Annotated in this window: 1 protein-coding gene; it reads right to left on the bottom strand. The window is 64.6% G+C overall.

The window, feature by feature from the left end:
* Positions 1-64 precede the first annotated feature (64 nt).
* The coding region (gene dnaE, locus RR1_RS21475) for a DNA polymerase III subunit alpha (RefSeq protein ID WP_143153995.1) at positions 65-1,758 on the bottom strand (1,694 nt) is incomplete at its 5' end.

Raw genomic sequence — 1,758 nt, 5'->3', positions numbered from 1 at the left:
AGTGAATCGCGGCACCCCGAATCGGTCACAGCACGGAACGACGACGACCGATCACCGAGTTCGGCTACTGGGCGGGCCCGGACGCCGGCGGTAGGCAACGCGGTTCGAGTAGGCCCTCGAGCGCCCGAAGCAGCCCCTGAGACCCGTCCACTCCCCATTGCGGATCGGCGGCCCATCTCGTGACGGAAGCTCCCTCGAGGACGATGTGCACCGGGCGTGGCCCCGGATGGCATCGAAACGCATCTCGGAGCGCGGTGACTTTCGCACGGGTGCAGTCGTCCTCGCGGAGCGTGATCGTCAGGGGTGCGTGAGCCGCGATATCTGCCACGACGACGTCACTCGCGACGACCGAGATTCGACCCTCTCGAACTCTGACAACCGCCGTCACGAGCAACACCGCGTCCTCGGCCACAATCTCGCGGACGTGACCGTACAGCGAAGAGAAGACGAGTACCTCGCTGGTGGCATCGAGGTCGGCGATCTCCACGATCGTCCAAGGCTGACCCTTCTTGTCGATCCGGCGGTCCACCGACGCCACGATGCCGCCGATCACCACCCTCTGCCCGTGCTGAACGTTGCCTTCGCGTACGGCCGCGATCGAGGTGTCCGTCAGCGACCGAAGCTCCGTCGCGATCGCGTCGAGCGGGTGGCCGGACACGTAGAGGCCGAGCATCTCGCGTTCGAGGGCGAGGCGGTGCTTGCTGTCCCATTCCTCGTCCGGGATCTTGACGTTGAACACGGCGGCGACGGATTCGTCGGCGTCGTCGCCACCGAAGAGGTCGAACTGGCCGATCGCCTCGGCCTTCTTGGTGCTCATCACCGAGTCGATCGCGTCGGCGTGGACGAGCATCAGACCCTTGCGAGGATGGCCGAGGGAGTCGAATCCACCTGCCTTGACGAGGGATTCGGTGACCTTCTTCGAGCACGCGACGGTGTCGATCTTCGCGAGATAGTCGGAGAAGTCGGTGTACTTCCCCTTCTCGGTGCGGGCCGCGATGATCGAGGACACGACGTTGGTGCCGACGTTGCGGACGGCACCGAGCCCGAAGCGGATGTCGGTGCCGACGGACGTGAAGTTGTGGTCGGACTCGTTGACGTCGGGCGGCAGGACCGTGATGCCGAGCTTGCGGCAGTCGGACAGGTAGACCGCGGCCTTGTCCTTGTCGTCGCCGACCGAGGTCAGCAGGCCCGCCATGTACTCGGCCGGATAGTTCGCCTTGAGATACGCCGTCCAGTACATGACCAGGCTGTAGCCCGCGGCGTGCGACTTGTTGTAGGCGTAGCCCGCGAACGGCAAGACAGCTTCCCAGAGCGCTGTGACCGCTCCATCCGTGTACCCGTTGCCGCGCATGCCATTGCGAAAGTTCTCGAACTCGGCGGCGAGAACCTCGGGCTTCTTCTTGCCCATCGCGCGACGCAGGAGATCGGCCTGCCCGAGCGAGTATCCGGCGACCTTCTGCGCGATCTGCATGATCTGCTCCTGATACACGATCAGCGCGTATGTCTCACCCAGGATGCCGCGTAGAGGCTCGTCCAGTTCCGGGTGAATGGGGGAGACCTTCTCTCGGCCGTTCTTCCGGTCGGCATACGACCGATGCGCTCCCACGCCCATCGGGCCCGGTCGATAGAGCGCGTTCGACGCGATGAGATCGTTGAACTCCGTCGGTGCCATACGAAGCAGGAGCTCGCGCATGCCTGCCGAATCGAGCTGGAAGACACCGAGATTGTCACCTCTGGCGAGCATCGCGTAGGTAGCTC

The organism is Rhodococcus rhodnii NBRC 100604 (assembly GCF_001894925.1).
Taxonomy (GTDB): domain Bacteria; phylum Actinomycetota; class Actinomycetes; order Mycobacteriales; family Mycobacteriaceae; genus Rhodococcus_F; species Rhodococcus_F rhodnii.
Note: the sequence above shows the minus strand (reverse complement) of the source record. Positions and strands in the feature narration are given on the sequence as shown.